An 18,420-nucleotide genomic window follows, 5' to 3' on the forward strand; every position below is an offset into this window, starting at 1 on the left:
GTACAACTTAATTTTTGTAAAACTGGGTACAAGAAGGGAAGTAAAGAACCTAACGCTTACAAAGGATGTATTATGGCTGCTACCGAGTATCACGATCTTGTAATTATTGGCTCTGGACCTGCAGGTTTATCTGCTTCAATATATGCTACACGCGCCATGCTGGATGCAATTACCATTGAGCAGACCACTATTGGTGGCCAGGTTATTACCACTAATGAGATTGATAATTATCCAGGTGTTCCCAATACTACTGGTTTTGAACTCATGGATCTTATGGAAAAGCAAGCGCGCGACCTTGGTTCCAAGATCGTTATGGACAATATCGTTTCTATCCAGAAAGACACAGAGTCTGGCATCTTTACCATCACTGGTGGTTCTGCATCATACACAGCTAAAGCTGTTATTTTTGCTACTGGTGCAACTCCTCGTCATGCTGGTTTTGAAAATGAAGAGAAATTTGCTGGACGTGGCGTTTCGTACTGCGGCACCTGCGATGGCATGTTTTATCGTGGCAAGGACGTTTTTGTTGTCGGTGGCGGTAATACCGCAGCTGAGGATGCACTTTTCCTCACACGCTTTGCAAATCACGTAACCTTAGTGGTTCGCAAAGATCATTTGAGAGCTCAGCCCGCCTTGATTAAGCGACTTGAAGAAAACGAGAAGGTATCTATTAGGTATCAAACCTCCATTGTTAAAGTTGACGGTAATCAACTGCTCAATGAAATTACTTTCCGTAACAACGTTACAAATGAAGAAACTACCGAGAAGTACGATGAAGGTTCCTTTGGCGTCTTTGTATTTGTAGGCCAGCAGCCTGCATCTGAGGTTTTAGGGGATCTTGTAGAAAAGCTGCCTCAAGGAGCAATCATTACTGATGAGCGCATGGCCACCAAAACCGAAGGCTTATTCGTAGCTGGTGATGTTCGTGCAACACCATTGCGTCAGATTATTACAGCTGCTGCAGATGGTGCAATTGCCGCTACAAGCGCATCATCGTTTTTGGGCATTCCTGTAGATTGCTAATCTAGTCTGAGCTTCTCAGTTTTACACATCGCATAGTTCAAGCCAATAGTCATCAAAAACCTCATGATTATTGGCTTGCTTGTTATGGATTACTCATTTACAAAAATCTAAGCCCTTAAAACGGCTCTCAGAGCCTCAAAAAAGAGAAATGTATCAGCATCAAAAAGTTCATTACTTCGTCACTATGAGTAAGGTTGCAGGATAGTTGCAAAAAGCGCATCAAACGTGTCGTTGTATTCATAAGAACAGCTACCTAAATATGATAATATATCTTATGTAAAGTAGAGAGTAGCTACCTATAAGAAACCATATTTGCAACGCGCCCTACGATTTGGCCTACCCCACAAGAACTCATAAGCCTTATGCTTAGGTATCGATAGACTGTTCCAGTACATCATCTTCTGCGCAGATAGAGCGAAGCTGAGCTTGTACAGCAGTCTCGTTCTTCTCGTCCATCACAACTATAAGTCGGTCAAACGGCTCTATGCGTGTATTGCCAGATGGAATCAATTCTGTGCCCGCGCGATCAATCGATACAACTAACGTAGCCTCAGGCCATGCAATCTCACTAATTAGCTTGTGTGCTGCCAAACTCTCCGTTGATACAATATGGCTTCTTAGGAGTTTTTCAGACGCATGCATGCGAGAATCATAATCATCTCTGTTGTGTCGTCCAAGCATTTTGGCAAAAAGATGCTCATAGAATGCATCTATGTTCAAATGGTCTGCTACCAGATACGCAATAATGGAAACTAATACTGCCGATAAGAGCGAGCTAAAGCTGCCCGTCAACTCAAATACGAGCACTACACCCGTAATGGGAGCTCTAATAACACCTGCAAAAAGCCCTGCAATGCCTAAAGCCGTGTAATTTGCAACATAGGCATAACTTGTTCCCGTAAGTTCTGTAACTACCCTACCAAACATTGCTCCAGCTAGCGCACCCATAACTACCAGCGGAAATAATGTTCCGCCCGGAACTCCAGAACCAAATGCCAGAGTAGTAAGAAGATATTTTCCAATAAGAAGTACTGCTAGGAACTTAAGTGGTTCTACATACGGGTCTTGAAGAATCTCAAAAATGGCATCTCCGCCGTCTAGTAATGCTGGCATGGTAAATGCTACAACGCCAGCTAGCACAAAAGGAATAACATATCGACTAAAAGGTGCCTTATAGCTAAGTTTTGCATATACATCTTGCGCAAAAAACATGCCAACATTGTGCAAAGCACCAAGAACCCCAAGGTAAATACCCATAATAATGACAATAACGTAATCAATATGAGGTAAATTACTTACAAAATGGAGTGATAAAACGGGCTTTACACCTAAAACCTGGGATACAAAGAAATCAGATGTGACAGCCGCTGCCATAACAGCGGTTATCAGCGGTGCCGAGAAAATCTTTTGCATTTCTTCTAGGGCAAACATAATTCCAGTAAGTGGTGCATGGAATGCCGCAGCCATACCAGACGCTGCACCACAGGTGACTAAAATATGCTCTTCTCCCCTTTTTGTTTTGAAGAACCGCGCAATCCCCTTACCTGCCATACCACCAAGCTGCACCGATGGTCCTTCTCGACCCATAGAAAGACCGGCAAAGGCTACAAGCGTACCCTCAATAAACTTAGCAAAAATAATTCTGGACCAAGGAAGATTGTAGTGTCCTGCGACGTCAGCTTGAGTTTGAGGAATACCAGAACTTGCGGTATAAGGCTCCCAGCGCACAAGTAAGGAAACAATAAAAGCAAGAAGTATTAGTACGCCAAACCAAAGAGCAATAAGCACATAGTTTTGTGCAAGAGCGCTAATGATTGCACGGAGTAATTGCTCTGCATGGCTTAAAGCAAGCCGATAAAGCGTAACAAGAGCACCTGCAAAAAGACCAACAAGTGCACCTTTGCCAACAATTTTGAGTCTAAAACTACGAGAAAGTCTACGCTCGACAGCGGTTCTTGTGTCTGTTTGTGTGCTCACGTACCTCTCCCCTTGTAGCCTGCTTTCTACAATAACAAAAGACGCTGTTTGAAACCAAACAACGTCTTAATGACCATATATGTAATTATCTGTATCTATCTAACTTAGTAGCTTCCACCGCCATAAAAGGCCCACACGGTTGTCTCGCACACTCTACGACCTTCCGCAGGAGCATGAATCATTCTGTTATTACCAAGGTAGATACCTACGTGGCCAGCAGAAGTAAAAATCAAATCACCCGGATTAAGCTGAGAAAGGCTGGTTTTCCAGTCTCCAGAAGCCTTAAGCGAGCTAATCATTTCATAGGTAGAGCGACCGCGGCGCGTACCATAGGAGTAAACAACTAATCCAGAACAATCTACCCCGCCGTCACGATTGGGGTCAGAGCCACCCCACTTATACATAACGCCAATCAAGGAACGTGCAGACGCAATACCGGCACCAGAATAACTGTTATAGGTCTCTTTAGGTTTGGTCTGAGTGGTGGTTTTTGAGGTGGTAGTTTGCGTGTTTGACGTGTTGCTATTCGTGGTAGTACTGGTGTTTGTATTCTTAGTAGTACTGGTGTTGGGCTGTGAACTATTGGAGTTACTTGTTGTAGAAGATGAAGAACCAGCGTTATTGTTCTTGATAGCGTGTACCACCGTAGATACAGAAGAAGATTTAGAAGAACTTGAAGCTTGTCCAGCATTAGAAGCAGAGCTTGAACTAGAGCTTGAAGCTTCTTCTGCAGCCTGAGCTTCACTCTCAACTTGTTGTTGAGTTTGTTCATCTAAAGAGTTGAAGTAAGCTTGAGCCTCATCAACCTTCTGTTGATATGCAGCAAGTTTAGTCTGTGTTACAGAAATAGAAGCTTCAAGTGACTTTTTACGTGCTTCAAGTGTCTGGTTTTGAGAAGCAAGATCAGCACTGAGCTTTTCTACTGCATTAATGGCATCTACATTTTCTTTAGACGTCTTGTTCATGTAGTACAAACGATTAGCAAGATCTTCAAAACTTGAAGATTCAAAAATTACGTCCAAAACAGACCCATTGCCTGTTTTGTAATTGGAACGAGTTAATTGAGAAAGCGTTTGCTTTGCCTCATCAAGCTTTTGGCTTGTCTCAGTTATTTGTGCCTGAGTTTTATCAATCTCTACCTGCGTTTCTTCCATTTGAGCAGTCTTGCTATCAAGCTCGCTCTGAATGGCATCAAGCTCTGAACCAAGAGATTGAAGTTTATTGAGCGCTTGCTCTTGAGCGGTAGGCTCAGCCAGAGCCAGCGTTGGCATACAAGCCTGAAAAGAAAGAGCAACAATAAGACCAGCTGAAAGAGCTGTAGTTTTGTTAAACATACCGTAACCTTTCGTCGCGTGATAAAAACGCGTGCTGATAACTATACCCTCTTTGCTGGAAAAATAAAAACGCTGCCTCATATTTCATGAAGCAGCGTCCACATAAGCAAACCTTGTATAGGAATGCTTTGATAAGGCTCTTAGTCAACTGTAATAAGCGAGAAAATCTCTTTATCAAAATCCTTTTGTACAATCTCACGAGGATTAAGAAATGCTAGCTCAAGTAAGAATGCAAATCCCTCTACTTCAGCACCAGTTTGTTCTACCAATTTACCGCTTGCAACACAGGTGCCACCAGTAGCTACAAGATCATCCACAATAAGCACTTTATCGTGTGGACCAAGGGCATCCTGATGAATCTGCAGTTCATCAGTACCATACTCTAATGCATATGATTGAGAATATACTTCACGAGGCAATTTACCAGGCTTACGGGCAGGAACAAAACCTGCACCTAAACGATACGCAACAGGAGCGCCAATCAAAAAGCCACGAGCTTCAGCACCTACAACCTTCGTGATGCCCCTACCCATAAAATGAGTAGCAATGGTATCTACAGCTGCAGACAAACCCTGTGGATCTGCAAAAAGTGGCGTAACATCTTTAAAGATAACCCCAGGCTCTGGATAGTCAGGGATATCCACAATGAGGTTTTCGTACATAAAATTAGACACAGTTGTTCCTTTCGCTGAACACAGCCTGGTTCAGTGTACTACACCTTAGCTTGTATAGACTCCATTTGTTCGATTCGTGACTGATTTTCGAATAAGCGTACTTCTCAACGCGTTAGTAAGTGCAAGCATTTGGTCAAAAGCAGCATCAAACGCCGCTTGCCCCTCTTCATCTTTACTTTGGCGAGCCTTCCCATAACTAATAAGTGCTTGCTCAAACATAGTAGATTCACGATTGGCTGCTGTTACATACTGGCGTAGATTTTTAGGCCCAATGTTGTAACGCCCCAATTGCGATGCAATGCGAATGAGCGCAAAATCATGACCATCAACCAAGTCTCTACCATGAGGAGAACGTTTAAATGCAATGATACCTGCTTCTGCAAGCTGGCGCACAAAGCTTACCGAGACACCCAAAAGATCTGGCATACGGTCAATGGGATGCAAGCGATTAACAGTCTCTTCATCATCAATATCAAAGCGCAGCTCAATGTTTTTCTCGGTAGACTGCATAGCAGCATGCTCAGAATGCTTTAACTCTTCCTTGATTACAGACAGTGGCAAAAAACGATTCTTTTGCAAGTACAGAATGTCTTCCAAACGCTTAGCATCACGTGCTGAATACAAGCGATAACCACCAGGAGTACGTGAGGGGTTAAGTAAGCCCTCATCTTCCAAGTAGCGAACCTTAGACACAGAAAGGTCAGGATACTTGTCTTGTAGCTTTTTTACAAGCTTTCCAATCGTTAAGTAACCAGCATCTGGCATGATTATCTACCTTGCTATACGGGAGTATTGGTATGAAATACCATATAAAATGTACCGATTTGTATGGATGTTCCATCAGAGATTTGCGCCTGAGAAACAATAGCACCATTTACCCACGTGCCATTAAGAGAGCCTAAATCCTCAATCGTTGCAAAGCCAGAAGCAATGTTAGATAAGTCAATGCGAGCATGATGACGAGATACCGTCATATCGTTAAGGAACACACTATTGGAAGGGTCACGTCCAATAGTGATTGTATCTTGATCAAGCTCAAAAGACATACCTGCCTGCGGACCTTTTACAATGCTCAAAGAAGGGGTAACGTTTTTGTATGCACCCATCAAATCAGGCATAGTGGCATCCTGGGAAGGAATGCGAAACATCTTTGTTGCGTCCCCGTCCTCTGGGGTAGTAAAACCGTGTGCCATCTAATGCTCCTTAAAACAACGTGTAAGTGCCTATAATTGTACCCGTCTCATACGGTTTTTGTTAAATCTATACCTAAACTTTATGCCAGACGGTATCTCACGTGTTTGGAATTGATTGCTGAGCGCTATGAGGTTGATGTGTATATACAGCCCAACTCTTAAGCTTGTTGATGTTTGCGAATACCTACCGTATCTGCTGCCTCACGTAAGCGCATAAAAGCCTCAACTAACGTTTGAGTTGGTGCAGCCAAGTTAACACGCTCATAACAGCTGCCCTCTTCACCAAAGATATACCCTTCATCAAGAAAAATTTGAGCTTTAGTGTGTAAAAACTCCTCAAGCTCTTCTTGAGATAGAGGCCATGCAGAAAAGTCTAACCACATAAGATACGTACCTTCTAGTGGGTAAACCTTAACCTCAGGTAGATGTTCACTAAAAAGTTTAGAAAGCACTTGATAGTTATGCCATATAAGCTTAAGTACTTCTTCAAGCCATGGCTCACACATAGTATAGGCAGTTTCACAAGCCGTATAGCCAAATGCATTAAGCATGCCTAAACCAAGTTTTGTAAACTCAAGCTGAAACTTCTCACGTATAGCTTTATCAGGAATAAAAATGTTGGATGTTTGAAAGCCAGCAAGATTAAACGTTTTAGACGGCGCTGTGCACACCATTGCGCACGTTTGTTGCGTATCATCCATAAGAGAAAGCAGCGTTGTATGCTTGTGACCTGGCATGATAAGGTCATCATGAATCTCATCAGATATGATAAACACATCGTGCCGCGTACAAATATCAATGATGCGCTGGAGTTCATGCTGGGTCCATACCCTACCCACAGGATTATGAGGGCTGCACAGTAGCAGGATTTTATTTTGTGGCTCTGCGGCCTTTTGCTCTAAATCATCAAAATCAATCTGATACGTACAGGTATCCCTATTGTTAATGAGTGCATTATTAACAATAACGCGATTATTGATAGTAATAGCACGCATAAATGGATAGTACACAGGTTGTTGGATAATGACGCCCTCGCCAGGGTTAGAAAGCGCGCGAATGGCTGCATGAAAAGCTGGCACCACACCAGGAGACGTTACAATCCATTCCTTTTGAGGGGTCCAGCCATGGCGTTTGGCCTGCCACGTGATAACAGCCTCAAAATAAGAATCTTTGGGCATGGTATACCCCAAAATAGTGGTATCAAGCAGCTTATGTATTGCGTTGATGATTTCAGGTGGATGTGGCAATTCCATATCCGCTACCGAGAAAGGCACAATACCATCAAGCGAAGAACCTTCTGCTTGTGTATACATAAGGTTCCACTTTGCAGAACCTTGCCCTTTTCGATTGATTTTAGTGGTGAAATCATAGGAAGAGCTTGTACTCGTAACGCTATTCATACTGACTTCCATTCAATTATTGAGCAAGTGCACGGGCGCCAATAAAGTTATCTGAATCCCTACAAATCTGCCAAGCAACAAGCATGTCACGGGTAGCGCTTATGCGGTCGGAATGAGAAAGTGCACTCGACCAAGGGATTTGCTTGCGTTCAACGCTTTTTAGCGCATCATAACCCACTGGCTCAACCTCAGAAAATGACAAAAAACTTCGCCAAAAGGTACCTGCCACAGCAGGTGGCAGCAACACGGTATAGCAATCTTGGTCTGCAAGGGAGCTATGTACAACAATACTCATGGCACTATCAAGCATGAGGTTATTAACGCATCCTCGTTTAGGCAGCTGAACATCCTTTGCTATATAGTCGGACAAGATAGCAGTTGCTCGGGGCCCTGCAAGCTGAAATACTACTAACGAGGAAGACTCATTGCTTACTGAAGCATGTGCATACAAAGCTTTGCCATCTTGTTCTACGCACACCAGCCATGAAATCCATTCATACAGTAGTTCAAAGCGAGAAGATCCATCCAGCAGCAAAAACTCAGTATCTCCCGTGCGAACTACTAAAGGAACGCTGAGCAAAGCAGCATCGCCAGATAACACGGCTCCATACGCATAAGAACCCACTACGGGCATATTGCAAGCCACAGCGGCTTGTATGAGGCTTGGAGCATCTGTGCCGCTAACAAGCATCATGCCCATATCCGCAAGGTGCGTAAGACCACATGATGTAAGAAGTGCGTTTTTCTCGTCAGAAGCAGAATGGTACTGCATGGCTACTTGTGCGCGGTGTCTTTGAGCCATGACACCACCTAAAAGCATGTGCTCCTTACTAAGGTCAACATGAAGATTATTCTGAGACATGAGTTCACCTATTTTGTTAAGACCTGCTACTAAACGCTGTAAAAATGAGGAGTCGTAAAGATGTCATATGATGGAACACCCAATAAAGGAGTGCCAGCATGATATGAACAAATGGCAACCGTACGCTCACCCTGATACCAACGAGTTACCCCATACGCATCTTGCGAGGAAACTAATGTGTTAGGTCGATACTGCAATGAGCTGTAATTGAGCGCTGCCCCATCAAACACAATGCCCATAGCAGCAGAAGCATAGATAGGACACTTGAAACTAAAATTATATGCAAAGGGAGCCCAACGCACGACCATATCTTGCTCTGCCATGGTCTTCTCGCTCATATGAGCAAATCCCCAGTCAAGAAGTGCTGCACTATCTGCAAAGCGACCTTCATTTGTTTGACAACCAAGAACAGCTGAATACAGACGCACTTCCCCACGTTGTGCAGCGCCTAAAAAGGTAGTACCAGACTCCACAGAACCCGTTTTGATACCCAAAAGACCTTGATAGGTATCCATAAGTTGATCTGTAGATTTAAAAGTTCTGTTTTTATCCCCTATAGGAACAGTTACGGAACGCTTGGTAACAATATCTGCAATGAGCGGATAATAACGCAGAGCATGACGTCCCATAAGCACCATATCATGAACTGATGAATAATGATTACCTGCATCTTCCAGTCCATGTACGTTAGTAAAGTGCGTATGCGTCATACCAAGTTCAAGTGCTTTTTTGTTCATACGCTCAACAAAGGCATCCTCATGACCAGCCACAATACGTGCAATCTCTGTAGCTGCATCATTAGCCGAGAAAACCAACATAACGTCAAGTAAATCCGAAAGCATGGCTTGGTCATTTTGCTTATAACCAGCGGTTTGGGAATTGGGGCCAAGGTCTACCCCTGTCATGGTATAGGTTGCATTGAGGTCTACATCAGAATCTAAGGCTACCATTGCAGTCATAACCTTAGTTACCGATGCCAAGCTCATTTGCGTATCCTCGTTCTTTGACCACAACGTCTGTCCGGTGGAATCTGTAACTATAGCTGCTTGTGCCTCAGAAAGCTGTGGCTCATCAGATGCGATATTCGTGGCAGTTTCCTCTGCAAATGCGCTGGTAAACAGCACAAGACGTATGCTTATACCAATCACTAAGACGACAAGCAGAGCAATACAATATTTTGCCTTAAGCATGTGACAATGAATCCTTTTGATCTGAACGAGCTGAACGAATGATAGAAATACCAGTTTTCGTATAGATAATTGCCGTGATAACAGAACAAATAATGCCAGCATATACCGCAAGCATACCAAGAGGTGCTGGTACATCATTAAGAAGTGGCAGCCAAGATATGTTTACCAGCCGCAGACCCTGTAGTAGAGGAAGTCCGAGCAATAAGTCACTAAAGCCAAACATGAGCAATGCGGTGGTTACTTTACCAATAAACACAACGTCTACAGGACGACGGCGATACCTTTGTAGAACTTGAGCACCAATACCAAGGTAGGCATCTCGGCCAATCACAAAAATGGCAGTCCATAACGGTAGCTCACCCGTCAGAACCAAACCCAAAACACCAGTAAAGAGCAAAACACGATCCATAATTGGATCCATAATCTTGCCTACCCAGCTCACGGTTTGGGTACGACGTGCTATTTGACCATCGAGAAAATCTGTAAGAGCAGCTGTAACATAAAAAGCAAGTGCAATATAGCGATTTTCATGCGTAATAAATAAGTACAAAAAAATGAGTGTAAAGATTAAACGCGTGAAGGTAATGACGTTGGCAAGAGTAAAAACTCGTGTACTGGGATTGTCTGGTGTACCGACGGGACTGGTAGTACTGCCGGTCTGTTGTGCGGTGAGAGCATCGTAATCAGCCTTATTTTTAAGGTTGTTTTTGACACGTTCTTTTATGTGGCGATTCTTGACCATGTACTACCCTTGTAACGTCTGAATTACCAATACTACCTTACAGATACATACGGGTTAATCCTACCCCATCAACCGCTTAAAAACGCCTCCTTAATAAAGCGCACATACTCCCTAAGATTGTGCGGTCTGTAAAATTCATATATGCTTGATAGTCTTCTTGTAGTAAGAACAGGTTTTTGAGTTGAAACAAAAAGTTTTGCTTGAAAGCGCTCGCTGAGCATGGTAAGTTATTCCCTGTGCTCGATGAGCATATCGTACGGGTGGTGGCGCAGCTTGGTAGCGCACTTGACTGGGGGTCAAGGGGTCGCTGGTTCGAATCCAGTCCACCCGACCAGAACATGTGAGGTCAGACGAGTTGTTTCCCGTCTGACCTTTTTTCTTGCACCAAGGATGTTTATTCCACCACGTCCCTCGTAGGGAAACATAACTACAAAAGAGGCTCTGGCAGGAGCCCAAAGTTGTAAGGGTCAGAAAGACCAACAAGCTCGTACCAACGCGCCGCAAGCAAGTGTGCATAAGCATGAGGTTCGAGTCCATAAGCACCCAGTGCATAGCCATCGTTCACCTCAACAAGCAGCGTTCTCCCATCCCGTGCTAGGCCAAAGTCTACAGCGTAACCTTGCGGTGCATCCACATACGATGCAACCGCACGACGCACAACGGCGGAATCAAACGTAGCAGACCAGTTACCCCGGTACCTGCGTACGTCAAGGATTTGCCCCCCCGTACTACGAAGCACCGCCACTCGGCAATAAAGTCAACCGGCTCACTGCAATACGCCTCTGTGTCCTCGCCACAGGTTCCGCATCCTACAAGATCGCTGGTAGATCTTACAAGCCTACCGGTAAAACGCTTCTCTTCCACAGGCTTCACAAACACAGGCCACAATTCTGGATTGTTACTAATTGAATCAATAGTTGTCCTCCATACCCTGCGCCCGAGAAAGTTTTTAAGAGAGGCGGGGTAATCAATGGATGGAACGTTATGAACCGACTGTATGAAAACTCGGGACATACGAATTCCTTTTCTGCTTTGCTTTCTGCTTTGATAAGGTCATTGATAGTCTATTACAATACTGTGACAGCAAAAAGCTCCTGCTCAAACTAAAAGTTACCCAGCGAAGTTTGAGCCCGTACAAACAACTGGCTCCGTTCCATCATTCATCAAAGGGAGGCATATGCAGGCTAAACAAAGTAAGATGCCTCGTGTCACTCGCATAAAGCAGGTGCTCATAATTATGCTGGCAGTAATCGCTGGAATCGCAGTTGCGATTAGTGCATTCATCGCATATTTGAACTATGAGATGGACTATGCCGTGCACACCATAGATACATCAGTCTCGTCCAATGGCAGGTATACACTCGAGTTGCAGTCTGTGGGTCAGCCTCTATTCTTCTCGGGTGCAGACGCCCGTCTGGTACTCAAGCTTAATCAAAATGAGATAGCACATGTTGATACCACCATTAATGATGATGGAGCTCAAGTTCATAAGGAAAGTTGGCATGTGCAGTGGGACAATTCGAGCGTCACAGTACGACTTATGGGCTCGGAGCAGTACGATGAGCTTGTAACCATAGGCTTTGATGGCAGCATCTCAACCGAGCAAACAACTGAACAATATGGTAAGCCGCAAAAGACCCAAACTTCAACTGAAGAAGATACCAAACCTGCTACCACAGCTATTACCGTATATGCCACAAACCTAACAGCGCAGCCAACAGTACTATGGGAGCAGTTCGCATAAACAGCCATTCCAGCGCATGCAGTCCTACACCCATAATTGCCAGCTCTGTGTCTGCATAGTTCCAACCAAGATACTCGCCGTTAAGCATAATAAAGAAGCCATACAATCCTGCTATAGCTATACATAGGCCCACAAGTACTATGCGCGCCAATCTCTGACGTGCACGTTTTTGCTCAGCAAGTTGTTGATTTATTACTTCTAGCTTGCTCGCAAGTACACTAAGCTCGTTTACCTGCTGTTCTGGAATATCTTCACCAAGCAATATGCCAACGGACGTCTTTAGAACTTCTGCTAGTGCTACCAGCATCTCTGAATCAGGAACAGAACGTCCTTGCTCCCACTTAGAAATAGTTTGCCGTACTACATGGAGTTTAAGAGCAAGCTCTTCTTGCGATAAGCCCTGCGCTGTACGAACCGTTTTAATGTTGGTGCCAAGCATAGGTACTCCTTTACAACACTCAATTCCATACATACCCTTGCTAAGCAACATCGTAGAGATAACAGCTCGTTGCCAACAGCAACGTACAATAACAACGTACATTACCTGCGCTTTTATCTAATAGTATCCACTATACAAGTTGAAATACACAATACCTGCTTATGCTTGTTCAAATTGGCTTTTATACAAGGTGGCATAGACACCGCCATAAGAAAGAAGTTCATCATGTGTGCCCTTCTCAACAATGGTGCCATCATCAATAACTAAAATGCAATCCGCATTACGGATAGTAGAGAGACGATGTGCTACTACCAGTGACGTACGCCCTTGCATCATACAATCAAATGCATCTTGAATCTGACGTTCAGTGCGTGTGTCAATAGAGCTGGTGGCCTCATCCAACAACAAAATGGAGGGATTTGCCAACATAACGCGTGCAATACATAAGAGCTGCCGCTGGCCTTGACTTAAAAGCCCACCCTCTGCATCAAGTATCGTATCGTAGCCTGCGGGGAGCTGTTGAATAAACTTATGCGCATGTGCCATCTTTGCAGCAGCAATAATCTGTTCATCGCTTGCATCTGATGTGCCATAAGCAATATTTTGCTTAATGGTTCCACTAAACAGCCACGTATCCTGCAACACCATGCCAAATGCCTCACGAAGACTTTCTCGTTGTACATCAGAAATATCTTGATTGTTTACTAGAATCTGGCCGTCTGACACGTCATAAAAGCGTAGTAACAAATTAATAAGCGTTGTTTTACCGCAACCCGTCTGCCCAACCAAAGCAAAGGTTTGCCCCGGCAATACATGAAAACTCAAATCATGCAAAAAGGGTTTCTGAGAGTCATAGGAAAAAGCCACCTTTTTAAACTCAATCTCACCATTTTTACTGGTAGATAACTCATGTGCACAGTCATTCTCGATAATTTCTGGCGCATCAAAAAGAGCAAGTATGCGGCGTGCAGATGCAAAGGCCGTTTGAATTTGAGTAACAACACCAGAAATCTCGTTAAATGGTTTCATATACTGATTGGTATACGCCAAAAAGCTTTGAACCTGTCCGGCAGTAAGCACAGACGGAGTGCCCGTAAGTATACACATGACACCCACAACAGCCACCACCGCATACATGATGTTATTAACTAAGCGTGTAGTAGGATTGGAAAGCGAGCTTATAAATTGAGCCTTCTCCCCTGCTGTATAAAGAGTCTGATTAATGGCATTAAACTGTTTTTGCGCCGCTGCCTGATGCCCAAAACAAGCAACCAGTTTTTGATTGCTCATGAGCTCCTCTGCATATCCACCAAGCTCTCCCTGCACCTCTTGGGCGGTGGCAAAATGCTTTGTCGAGAAACGCGCAATAAGACTTGCCGCCACAACGGACAACGGCGTAATAATCACAACGATAAGCCCTATAGGAACAGATAAGCTCATCATAAAAGCTAGCGTACCCCCAATGGTAACAATGCCACTAAAAAACTGGGTACATCCCTGTAGCAATCCATCGCCTATCTGGTCAACATCATTCGTAATCCGAGAAAGTAAATCACCATGTGCATGAGCATCAATATATGACAGCGGCAAAGTTTTAAACTTTGCATATGCTTGGTTGCGTACATCTTGCACCGTTATATACGACAGCCTATTCGTGCAATAACTTGCTATCCATTGTAAAAGCGCTGCTGCAGCCATAACGCCTGCACTATAGGTAAGGAGTTCGAGCAAAGGCTTGTACGATACACGCGCAATGCCCACAAGCATATCTATACCTCGTCCAATAAGAATGGGTACATAAAGCTGCAGTATGACCGATCCAGCACTTGCAATAAATGCCAATAAGGCCAACCAGACATGCGGTTTTATTATTGATACAATCCAGCGTAAGACCTGTTTGACTGAGTATGTACTAACGTCAAGTTGATTGTTTGCAGCTTTTGGTCCTGACTGTTTGGATCCTGTAGTACGAATCGTTGAGATAACTCCTGTGGTGCCGCCTACGCTCGTATACGCATTGGCCATTACTGCTGCACCTCCTCTTGACTGAACTGCGACAAACAAATCTCCTGATAGATTGTGCATGTTTGCATGAGCTCATCATGCGTTCCGAGGCCAGCCACACAGCCGTGATCAAGTACTAAAATAAGACTTGCATCCATAACAGCAGATACACGCTGAGAAATAATAATGCGCGTTACCTGCTCCTGAAGCTCAGTAAGTGCCGTGCGCAACTGAGCATCCGTTGCATAATCCAATGCAGAAGCAGCATCATCCAAAACCAGTAAGCGCGGCGTATCTACCAAAGAGCGAGCAATGGTCAAACGTTGACACTGTCCTCCCGAGAAGTTCTTTCCTCCAGCTTCCACCACGCTATCGAGCTGACCAGGCATTTGCTCCACAAAATCTTTTGCCTGAGCCACGGCAAGGGTATCCCAAAGTTGAGTGTCTGTTGCCGCAGGGTTTCTCCAAAGCAAATTAGAACGAATGGTACCACGCATCAAAGATGGTTTTTGAGGTACATATCCCACTAATTTATGCAGCTGCTGTAAGGGGTATGCTTGAATATCAGTACCAAACAATTTAATAGAACCGCTGGTGGCATCATATAAACGTGGCAAAAGTTGTGCCACACTTGATTTACCAGAACCTGTACCACCAATAATGCCCAGACTTTGACCGGGCTGAAGAGCAAAACTTAAGTTTTGCAAAGCAGCAGCTGACTGTTGAGCGGCATCGGTATAGCTAAAACTCACATTTTCAAACGTAAGAGCTGGTGCGTTTGCATCAAGCTTTATGGGTGTATCGGTATGTGATGTAACGGTTAAGGGCGTCTGCAATACCTCGTGTATACGCATGGAAGAGGCAGAGGCACGCAAGAAAATAATAATCAGATTTGCCAAATAACCAACAGAAATGAGCGTAGTAGTCATATACGAAACAAAGGCAATTACTTGACCTTGCGTAAGTGTGGCGCTCAGCACCAAATCTTGCGCAATCCATAACACCACAAGTATTGCTAGGTACAACACAAAAAACGTGGCTGGATTAAGCAGCGAGCTGAGCTTACCTACACTAATGGCTACCTGTGCTTGCTCATGTGATGCGGCTGAGAAACGCTTGAACTCGTAAGCATCTTTTCTTAATGCACGGATAACACGTACACCTGACAAAGCTTCTTGTGTGATTTGAGAAACGCTATCTAGCTTGTCTTGCATCTTCTTATAAAACGGAATCGATGCATGCATAACGAGGTAAAAAATAAGTCCCACAAGTACGGTACTTACCAACACCACAAGACCAAGCTGAACATCAATAGACAAACAAGCAATGATGGAGCCTATCGCCAAAAGTGGCCAGCGTGTTACCTGACGTACTCCCAAGGCTACTGCAAGCTGTACCTGATTGACATCGTTTGTAATACGCGTAACAAGTGAAGCACTGCCAAAAAAATCTACCTCAGCAGAAGAAAACTGTGAGATGTGCTCATATAAGGCCTTGCGAATATCCGTACCAATGCCTTGGCTACACAGAGAAGCACATTTTTGACAAATAAGCGTAAAGCTATAACTTACCACGGCAAAGAGCAACAAAAGAAAGCCGAGCCTACTTACCGCAGTTATATCATGCGCATGTACGCCGTAGTCAATCATGCGTGCCACCACCAGTGGCGTGAGTACTTCAAAAACAACTTCAACCATCTTGGTAAGAACACCCAAGATAGCTTTTGAAGTATACGGTCCTAGAAACTGTTGTAGCAGCCTACGCATGATTGTGTTTTTCTAACGCCTCTTCGAGGGTAAGCCATTCCATTTCCAACGCTTCCACTCGTGTCTGTGCCTGCTCTAACTTTTGCTGCAGCTCTTGAAGCTTGCTAAAGTCGGTAGGATTAACCTGATGCATGGTCTGAGCACACTGACTCAGTTTTTCTGATGCCGTTGCGAGCTTACGCTCCACTGAGCTATGACGCTTGCGCAATTCACGCAGCTCAGCGTTAGAAAGCTTTTTTATTCCAACATCCTGTTGATTTATGGCAGCAGCGTTAGAACAAGCTTGGGAGTTTTGATTATGCCCGCCCAAGGTCTTGCCTTGTGATGCACTGACCCGCTCAGACGTTGCAAGCAGCTTAAGGTACTCATCCACGCCACCAGGAACATGCCGTAGCTGACCGTCAATAAGCGCAAATTGATTGTCTGTCACACGTTCCATCAGGTAGCGATCGTGTGTAACCACCAGCAACGTGCCAGGCCAGCTATCGAGAAGATCTTCAAGAATGGCAAGCATATCCGTATCCAAATCATTGCCAGGCTCGTCCAATACCAGGACATTAGGCTCATCAAGCAGCACGCACATAATGGCAAGCCTACGAGCCTGACCACCAGAAATATCGCATATGCGACTCATAAGTTCACGCGTATCAAAACCAAGACGCTCCAACAGGCGCTCAGGAGAATACGCCTTACCCTCAATGTAGTAGTTGCTCTTGTACTGACGCAGTACCTCGCTCACACGCCAAGTTTGTTTATCTGCTAAGGCATCTAGGTTTTGTGTTAAAAAACCAAAACGCACACTCTTGCCAATGCGCACGCTTCCGTGTGTTGGCTGAGTAAGACCGGTCATGAGTTTAAGTAACGTTGTTTTACCCGCGCCATTCTCGCCCAAAATACCGTAACGGTCCCCCGGACCAATAAGCCAATCTATGTGTGATACCACGGGTTTCTCTGCCTCAGGGTAAGAAAACCCGGCGTCTTTCATCTCTATAACCATCTTGCCTAAACGCGCAACTGCCAAGCGTTTGAGCTCTAAGGAATTGCGCAGTGGAGGGTCGTTGGCAATAAGCTCCATGGCAGCGTCAATTCTAAACTTTGGTTTAGAGGTACGCGCCTGTGCTCCATGCGCCAACCAAGAAAGTTCTTTACGGAGCATGTTTTGACGACGCTCTTCACGTACCGCTGCCTGACGCTCACGCTCTACGCGCTGCTGGATATAGGCGGAATAACCGCCTTCAAAAGGATCAATTACACCATCATGGACTTCCCACATGGTAAGGCAAACTTCATCTAAGAACCAACGATCATGTGTAACAACAAGCAATGCTCCTTGATGTTCTTGCCAGCGACGCTTAAGGTGAGCAGCAAGCCAACTAATGGCACCCATGTCAAGATGGTTGGTTGGCTCGTCCATAAGCAGAACATCCCAACTGCCAATCAAAACACGTGCTAAATCTACACGCCTGCGCTGGCCGCCAGAAAGCTCTTGCACCAATGCTTCCCAAGCTATGTCAGATAGCAGTGCCGATACAATCTCACGAATAGCAGGATTAGACGCCCACTCATACTCTGGCATATCCCCCACTACCGCCTGATGTACGGTAGCAGTATTAGCTAACGTATCTGTTTGACTCAAATAGCCAACCCTTACGCCACCGCGCCAGGTAACCACACCTTCATCAGGCATAAGTTCATGAGAGATGAGCTGCAGCAAGGTAGATTTACCATCACCGTTCTTGCCTACAATACCTATGCGCTCGCCTTCATTGATGCCAATAGTCTGCTCAGAAAAAACCTTTTTACCAGGCCATTCATGAGATATTTTTTCACAACCAACAAGAATCCCCATGACATAAGCCTCCTTAAGCAACACCGCGCAACAAGGCAATCTCTGCCGCATAGCCATCTAAAGAAGTATGCGGTGTTTCTAAAATCATCGGTAACTCAGCCACACGCTTGTTGCGCACCAAGTGTTTAAAAAATGACAATCCTAAATACCCTTCGCCAAGCTTCTCATGACGATCTTTATGAGAAGCACAAGGATTTTTAGAATCATTAAGATGCAATGCTTT

Annotated in this window: 17 protein-coding genes, 1 tRNA gene and 1 pseudogene; 3 read left to right on the plus strand and 16 right to left on the minus strand. The window is 44.6% G+C overall.

What is annotated here, in order from left to right:
* Window positions 1–72 precede the first annotated feature (72 nt).
* Complete coding sequence (trxB, locus tag SPD80_RS03175; protein WP_320604785.1) at window positions 73–1,023, plus strand: thioredoxin-disulfide reductase; 951 nt, start codon at window positions 73–75, stop codon at window positions 1,021–1,023.
* A 366-nt stretch (window positions 1,024–1,389) separates the two neighbouring features.
* Here the strand turns inward: trxB and SPD80_RS03180 are convergent, their stop codons facing one another.
* The 9 genes from SPD80_RS03180 to SPD80_RS03220 form a co-directional block, all read right to left on the minus strand.
* Window positions 1,390–3,000: a ClC family H(+)/Cl(-) exchange transporter gene (locus tag SPD80_RS03180; protein ID WP_320828457.1), complete on the minus strand. Its 1,611-nt coding sequence runs from the start codon at window positions 2,998–3,000 to the stop codon at window positions 1,390–1,392.
* A gap of 104 nt (window positions 3,001–3,104) precedes the next feature.
* The gene (locus tag SPD80_RS03185; RefSeq protein ID WP_320828459.1) at window positions 3,105–4,334 is read right to left on the minus strand and encodes an NlpC/P60 family protein; all 1,230 of its coding nucleotides are present in this window, start codon (window positions 4,332–4,334) and stop codon (window positions 3,105–3,107) included.
* A 140-nt stretch (window positions 4,335–4,474) separates the two neighbouring features.
* Complete coding sequence (locus tag SPD80_RS03190; RefSeq protein WP_320604791.1) at window positions 4,475–5,008, minus strand: adenine phosphoribosyltransferase; 534 nt, start codon at window positions 5,006–5,008, stop codon at window positions 4,475–4,477.
* Between the two features lie 45 nt (window positions 5,009–5,053).
* Complete coding sequence (locus tag SPD80_RS03195) at window positions 5,054–5,773, minus strand: MerR family transcriptional regulator (RefSeq protein ID WP_320604793.1); 720 nt, start codon at window positions 5,771–5,773, stop codon at window positions 5,054–5,056.
* A 14-nt stretch (window positions 5,774–5,787) separates the two neighbouring features.
* Window positions 5,788–6,201, minus strand: a complete 414-nt coding sequence (locus tag SPD80_RS03200; protein WP_320604795.1) for an FHA domain-containing protein — start codon at window positions 6,199–6,201, stop codon at window positions 5,788–5,790.
* A gap of 158 nt (window positions 6,202–6,359) precedes the next feature.
* The gene (locus tag SPD80_RS03205) at window positions 6,360–7,601 is read right to left on the minus strand and encodes a MalY/PatB family protein (RefSeq protein ID WP_320604797.1); all 1,242 of its coding nucleotides are present in this window, start codon (window positions 7,599–7,601) and stop codon (window positions 6,360–6,362) included.
* Window positions 7,602–7,617: 16 nt separating this feature from the next.
* Window positions 7,618–8,463, minus strand: a complete 846-nt coding sequence (locus tag SPD80_RS03210; RefSeq protein ID WP_320604799.1) for a hypothetical protein — start codon at window positions 8,461–8,463, stop codon at window positions 7,618–7,620.
* 29 nt (window positions 8,464–8,492) lie between these two features.
* Complete coding sequence (locus tag SPD80_RS03215; protein ID WP_320604801.1) at window positions 8,493–9,653, minus strand: D-alanyl-D-alanine carboxypeptidase family protein; 1,161 nt, start codon at window positions 9,651–9,653, stop codon at window positions 8,493–8,495.
* Window positions 9,646–10,395, minus strand: a complete 750-nt coding sequence (locus SPD80_RS03220) for a CDP-alcohol phosphatidyltransferase family protein (protein WP_320604804.1) — start codon at window positions 10,393–10,395, stop codon at window positions 9,646–9,648. Before SPD80_RS03220 ends, SPD80_RS03215 begins: the two co-directional genes overlap by 8 nt.
* Before the next feature lie 257 nt (window positions 10,396–10,652).
* Between SPD80_RS03220 and SPD80_RS03225 the strand changes: the two genes are divergently transcribed.
* Window positions 10,653–10,729, plus strand: a tRNA-Pro gene (locus tag SPD80_RS03225).
* 93 nt (window positions 10,730–10,822) lie between these two features.
* Here SPD80_RS03225 and SPD80_RS03230 read toward each other — a convergent pair.
* Together SPD80_RS03230 and SPD80_RS07425 are read right to left on the minus strand one after the other, a co-directional pair.
* Window positions 10,823–11,134, minus strand: a complete 312-nt coding sequence (locus SPD80_RS03230) for an ATP-grasp domain-containing protein (RefSeq protein WP_320604805.1) — start codon at window positions 11,132–11,134, stop codon at window positions 10,823–10,825.
* A gap of 41 nt (window positions 11,135–11,175) precedes the next feature.
* Window positions 11,176–11,409, minus strand: a pseudogene (locus SPD80_RS07425) (hypothetical protein); the annotation flags it as partial.
* Between the two features lie 163 nt (window positions 11,410–11,572).
* On the opposite strand from SPD80_RS07425, the gene SPD80_RS03235 reads away from it, so the two are divergent.
* Complete coding sequence (locus tag SPD80_RS03235) at window positions 11,573–12,139, plus strand: hypothetical protein (protein WP_320604807.1); 567 nt, start codon at window positions 11,573–11,575, stop codon at window positions 12,137–12,139.
* On the opposite strand, the gene SPD80_RS03240 is transcribed toward SPD80_RS03235, so the two are convergent.
* The 5 genes from SPD80_RS03240 to SPD80_RS03260 form a co-directional block, all read right to left on the minus strand.
* Window positions 12,078–12,578, minus strand: a complete 501-nt coding sequence (locus SPD80_RS03240) for a helix-turn-helix transcriptional regulator (RefSeq protein ID WP_320604809.1) — start codon at window positions 12,576–12,578, stop codon at window positions 12,078–12,080. The genes SPD80_RS03235 and SPD80_RS03240 overlap by 62 nt on opposite strands.
* A 159-nt stretch (window positions 12,579–12,737) precedes the next feature.
* Complete coding sequence (locus SPD80_RS03245; protein WP_320604811.1) at window positions 12,738–14,603, minus strand: ABC transporter ATP-binding protein; 1,866 nt, start codon at window positions 14,601–14,603, stop codon at window positions 12,738–12,740.
* Window positions 14,603–16,348, minus strand: coding sequence for an ABC transporter ATP-binding protein (locus SPD80_RS03250; RefSeq protein WP_320828462.1), 1,746 nt, complete (start codon window positions 16,346–16,348; stop codon window positions 14,603–14,605). Before SPD80_RS03250 ends, SPD80_RS03245 begins: the two co-directional genes overlap by 1 nt.
* Window positions 16,341–18,197 carry an ABC-F family ATP-binding cassette domain-containing protein gene (locus tag SPD80_RS03255; protein ID WP_320828464.1) on the minus strand — a complete coding sequence of 619 codons (1,857 nt, stop codon included), beginning with the start codon at window positions 18,195–18,197 and terminating at the stop codon, window positions 16,341–16,343. The genes SPD80_RS03250 and SPD80_RS03255 overlap by 8 nt, the downstream gene beginning before the upstream one ends.
* A gap of 13 nt (window positions 18,198–18,210) precedes the next feature.
* Window positions 18,211–18,420: TIM barrel protein (locus SPD80_RS03260; RefSeq protein WP_320828465.1), on the minus strand; the 210-nt coding region annotated here is incomplete at its 5' end.

This window comes from Atopobium sp., from assembly GCF_034113385.1.
Classification (GTDB): Bacteria; Actinomycetota; Coriobacteriia; order Coriobacteriales; family Atopobiaceae; genus Atopobium.